Source organism: Streptomyces sp., assembly GCF_050698815.1.
In the GTDB taxonomy this organism is placed as follows: domain Bacteria; phylum Actinomycetota; class Actinomycetes; order Streptomycetales; family Streptomycetaceae; genus Streptomyces.
The window spans coordinates 1-4894 of the sequence record NZ_JBOHCV010000136.1 but is presented as its reverse complement, the minus strand read 5'-3'; the positions used below and the strand labels follow the sequence as shown (position 1 = coordinate 4894).

Annotated in this window: 3 protein-coding genes; 1 reads left to right on the top strand and 2 read right to left on the bottom strand. The window is 72.1% G+C overall.

Annotated features, from left to right (window positions below; all coding sequences use genetic code 11):
* Positions 1-1040 (top strand): serine hydrolase (locus tag ACRDP3_RS05470; protein ID WP_431515670.1); only part of this gene is annotated, 1040 nt, incomplete at its 5' end.
* Between the two features lie 50 nt (positions 1041-1090).
* Here the strand turns inward: ACRDP3_RS05470 and ACRDP3_RS05465 are convergent.
* Together ACRDP3_RS05465 and ACRDP3_RS05460 are read right to left on the bottom strand one after the other, a co-directional pair.
* Positions 1091-2884: an ATP-binding SpoIIE family protein phosphatase gene (locus ACRDP3_RS05465; RefSeq protein WP_431515669.1), complete on the bottom strand. Its 1794-nt coding sequence runs from the start codon at positions 2882-2884 to the stop codon at positions 1091-1093.
* Positions 2885-3144: 260 nt separating this feature from the next.
* On the bottom strand, positions 3145-4894 hold a 1750-nt coding region (locus ACRDP3_RS05460; RefSeq protein WP_431515668.1), incomplete at its 5' end, for a SpoIIE family protein phosphatase.

Sequence of the window (4894 nt, the reverse complement as noted above, 5' to 3'; positions counted from 1 at the left end):
AGGGTCTCGACGAGCTGGTCGCCCAACTGATCACCAGGCCACTGGGGTTGACCGACACCGGCTACAACCCGCCGGCCGCGAAGCTGGACCGGATCGCCGCGACCGAGTACATGCCGTGGACGGGCCGCACCATGGTGCGCGGTTCCGTGCACGACGAGAAGGCGTACTACCTGGGCGGGGTGGCGGGACACGCGGGCGTCTTCTCGACCGCCGCGGACCTGGCCGTCTTCGGTCAGATGGTGCTGAACGGCGGTACGTACGGCGGGCACCGGGTGCTCGGCGAGGACTGGGTCCGCGCAATGATCACCAACGAGAACCCGGAGCTGGGCCCCTCGGCGGCGCGCGGCCTCGGCTGGCAGCTGGATCAGCGCTTCTACATGGACGCGCTCACCTCGCCGGTCACCTTCGGCCACACCGGCTACACCGGCCCCTGCCTGGTGGGCGACCCGCTCAGCGGCAGCCTGTTCGTGCTGATGGCCAACCGGGTGCATCCGACCCGGAACTGGGGCGCCAAGAGCGACTACCGCCGAGCCCCGGCCCGGCATCTGGCGCGCGCCCTGCCGGTGCGGACGGGGGCCGGACGCGCCGCGTGGTTCTCCGGGCAGCGGGACGCGGCCACCTCCACCCTCCAGGTCCCGCTGGAGGCGCCCGTACGGGACGACGCCGCGCTGCGCTTCCGGCTGTGGTACGACACGGAGCGCACCGACACCTGCACTGTGGAGGCCACCACCGGCGCCCCCGGAGACGGCGCCACGTGGCTTCCCGTGCCGATGCGGCTGCGGGCCGACGGCCACCGCTGGAACAGCGACGGTGACTTCGCGGGCTTCTCCGGGCGCCAGTGGCTGCGCGCCGAGGCGGCGCTGCCGGACGGCGTGACCGCCGTGCGCTGGCGCTACGTCACCGACCCCGAGCAGCAAGGCAGGGGCGTCTACCTGGACGACATCCGGGTGCTGCGCGGGCGGCAGCCCGTCTTCATGAGCGTGCGGCCACGCGACAACGCCCGTATCCAGGCGACGGGTTGGAGCCTGTCGGAGAACTGAACGGACGTGCTGCTCGGTGCTGCCGGTGCCGCTCCTGCCGCAGGTGCTGCTCAGAAGAGGCTGAGCAGCGCTTCGGTCGGATCAGCGGGCTTGGTGTCGCGGCCGGGCCGGGCGAGCTCGAACCAGACGGTCTTCCCCCGGTGCGTGCGCCTGCTGCCCCACCCCGTGCTCAGCAGCCCGACCAACTGCAGCCCCCGGCCGCCCTCGTCGGTGACGTGGGCGCGGCGGCGGCGCGGCTGCACCAGGCCCGCGTCCCAGACCTCGCACACGAGCGTACGGTCCAGCAGCAGCCGTATCCGGATGTCGCCGGCACCGTGCCGCAGCGCGTTGGTGACCAGTTCGCTCACCAGCAGTTCGGCGGTGTCGGCGATCGGGTCCAGGTTCCAGTCCGCCAACTGGTCGCGGGTCAGCTCGCGGGCCCGGGCGACGGAGCGCGGCTCTGCCGCGAGGGTCCAGTCGCCGACGGACTCCGCCGGCAGCCCCTGCACCCGGGCCACCAGCAGCGCGATGTCGTCCTCGCCGTGGTGCACGTTGAGCGTGGTGAGTATCCGGTCGGCGACGTTCTCCAGCGATTCGGTGGCATCGGTGAGGGCATCGCGCAGCGCGTCCAGCCCTTCGTCGATGGGGTGTTCGCGTGACTCCACGAGCCCGTCCGTGTAGAGCGCGATCATCGCACCGTCGGGCAGCTCTGTCTCGATCTCCTCGAACGGTTCGCCGCCCACGCCCAGCGGCACGCCCTTGGGTACGTCCAGCAGCCGCGCCGGTTCGTCGGGTTCGACGAGAACGGGCGGCAGGTGGCCCGCGTTGGCGATCGTGCAGCGCCGGGAGACGGGGTCGTAGACGGCGAAGATGCAGGTCGCCAGGTAGACCTCCGCCAGGTCGTCGGTGCCGCCGCGCTGTGAGCGCGGGGTGTCCCCCAGGCCGCGGGCGATCTCGTCCAGCGCGCCCAGCACCTCGGCGGGCTCCATGTCGGTGGTCAGCGCCAAGGTCCGTACGGCCGTACGCAGTTCACCCATCGCCACGGCGGCGCGCAGGCCGCGGCCCATCACGTCGCCGACGACGACCGCCGTGCGGTGTCCGGGCAGTTCGATCACGTCGAACCAGTCGCCGCCCACCTCGGTGGCGTTGCCGGGCAGGTAGCGGCAGGCGATGTCGAGGCCGGCGGCCTCCGGGTCGCCGGGCGGCAGCAGACTGCGCTGAAGGATCAGCGCGCGCTCGTGTTCCCTGCGGTAGAGGCGGGCGTTGTCGATGCACACGGCGGCGCGGGAGGCCAGTTCGGCGGCGAGCGCCGCGTCGCGTTCCCCGAAGGGCTCGCTGCCCTTGACCCGGGAGAAGTGCACCAGTCCCAGCACCCGGTCGCGGGCGACCATCGGCACGGCCAGCGTGGACTGCACGACGGCGCCGAACTGCGCGGGCACGGTGCCGTCCTGGCCGGGAACGTGCTGGACGTGGCCGGTGCGCAGGGCGATGGCGGCGGGGGTGTGGACGGGGTAACAGTGGGTGGCGCCGACGGACACCGGGCTGGAGCATGCCCTGCCCTGCTGACCGTCCCTGGCCAGGGACGGCAGCGCCTCGGACACCGAGCTGGCGAAGCCGACGCGGCGCAGCTCGCCGCTGCCGTCGCCGGGTCCGACCGGACGCGGCTCGTCCCCGGCGAGGACTTCCTGGTAGAGGTCGACGGACGCGAGGTCGCAGAACTGCGGCACGCCGACGTCGAGCAGCTCGCGAGCGGTGGTCTCCAGGTCCAGCGAGTTCCCGATCCGGGCGCCTGCCGCGTTGAGCAGTGCGAGAGCCCGCCGTACGTCATCCGGCTTGCCCGCAGCCTCCATTGGGATGTCGCTCAACGCCGGCCCCTTCCCGTGACCAGTGTGGCACCGGTCTGAGCAGTGTGGCAGGCGCGAGGCAGCCGGAACACGCTCTTCCCGATCGCCGCACGTTTTTCTGTCGCTTACGACAAGAACCGTGCCGCCTCGCACCTCTGTGCTGGTGCCCCTGCCATCCGCAGGGGCACCTCTCTCCTAACCAGGCAGCGGCGGTTCGAATCTCTTTTTGCCAGGGCGCACGTCCGGAGCAGAGGTGCGGGCCGCTGACGGCCCCTACTCCCTCACGGGTGTGGCAGCGTCGGAACCGGTTCGGGCAGGGCGAGTTCGAACCAGACAGTCTTGCCCATCGGGCCGTGCCGGGTTCCCCAGCGGCGGGCTTCCCTGGCCACGAGCCGGATGCCGCGGCCACCCTCGTCCTCCGGCATCGCGCTGCGCTCGCGCGGCGGATCGGGCAGCGGATCGGAGACCTCCAGCAGCAGAGACGTGCCCCGCACCATCCGGACGCCGATGGGACCGTGCGCGTACCGCATCGAGTTGGTGACCAGCTCGCTCACCAGCAGCACGGTCGTGTCCTCGAGTGCTTCGAGCCCCCACTCGGCAAGGGTGCGCCGTACGACCTCGCGTGCCCGCCGCACGGCGTAGCTTTCGGCCGGGAACGTCCAGGATGCGGCGCTCCCTTCGGGCAGACCGCCCAGTTTGGCCATCAACAGGGCGACATCGTCCAGGGGTTGGGCGCCGGTCCGGCCCTCCAGGTCGGCGATGACGCCGTCGCAGGCCTCCTCCAGAGTGGCGGGTGTCTCGGGGTCGCCCCGGACGGGGCCGGAGGAGAGCGTCTCGCAGAGGCGGTCGATCCCCTCGGTGATGTCCTCACCCCGGGACTCGATGAGCCCGTCGGTGTAGAGGACGAGCACGGAGCCCTCGACGACGTCCAGTTCGTAGTTCTCGAAGGGCACTCCGCCGACGCCGAGCGGTGCGCCCGAGGGCAGGTCCAGGGTTCCGGCCAGCCAGCTGCCGTCGGAGGCCTCGGTGAGGAGTATCGGCGGTGGGTGCCCGGCCTTGGCCATGCTGCAGCGGCGGGTGGAGGGGTCGTAGACGGCGTAGACGCAGGTGGCGATGAGGGGGTCTTCGGTGGCCTGGGTGAAGTCGTCGGTGAGATCGTTGATCCGGCGGAGCAGTTCGTCGGGCGGCAGGTCGAGACCGGCGAGCGTACGTACGGCCGTGCGCAGCCGGCCCATCGTCACGGCGGCGTGCAGACCGTGCCCCATCACGTCCCCCACCACGAAGGCGACCCGGCCGCCCGCCAGCGGGATGACGTCGAACCAGTCGCCGCCCACCTCGTTGCCGCTGCTGCCCGGCACGTAGCGGGAAGCGACGAGCACGCCGGGCGGTTCGGGAATCTGCTGCGGCAGCAGACTGCGCTGGAGCATCAGGGCGCCGGCGCGTTCACGCGCGTAGAGCCGGGCGTTGTCGAGAGAGGTGCCGGCCCGGTCGGCCAGTTCCATGGCGAGGGCGATGTCGTCGCGGGCGAACTGCTCGCGGCCCTCGGCGCGGCTGACGACGAGCAGGCCGAGCACGACGCCGCGGGCGCGCAGCGGAACCGCCATCAGGGAGTGGATGTCGAGGTCGAGCGCGGCCTGCATCTTGGGGTCGCCGGGGTAGGTGGCGGCGAGCAGTTCGTGGGGCGAGGAGGCCAGGTGCGGTACGCCGCTGGCCAGCGTCCGGCCGAAGAAGGAATCGGCCAGGAAGGGGACGTCCTGGCCGACCCGGAGCATCCGGCTCACGGTCGGCCCCTCGTCCCGGGCGGCGACGCCGAGCTGGAAGAGCGGAGTGCCGGTGAGCAGTTCGATGTCGGGCAGATCGCCGCCGTGCGCGGCGGCGCCGATGAGCATCACGGCGGCGTAGTCGGCGAGGCGCGGAACGAGGGCGGAGGCGAGGGCCTGGGAGATGGCGGTGACGTCGAACCGGTCCACGAGTCCCACACCGACGTCGTCGAGGAGGGCCAGCCGCTCACGCGCCGCCTCGATCTTCTGC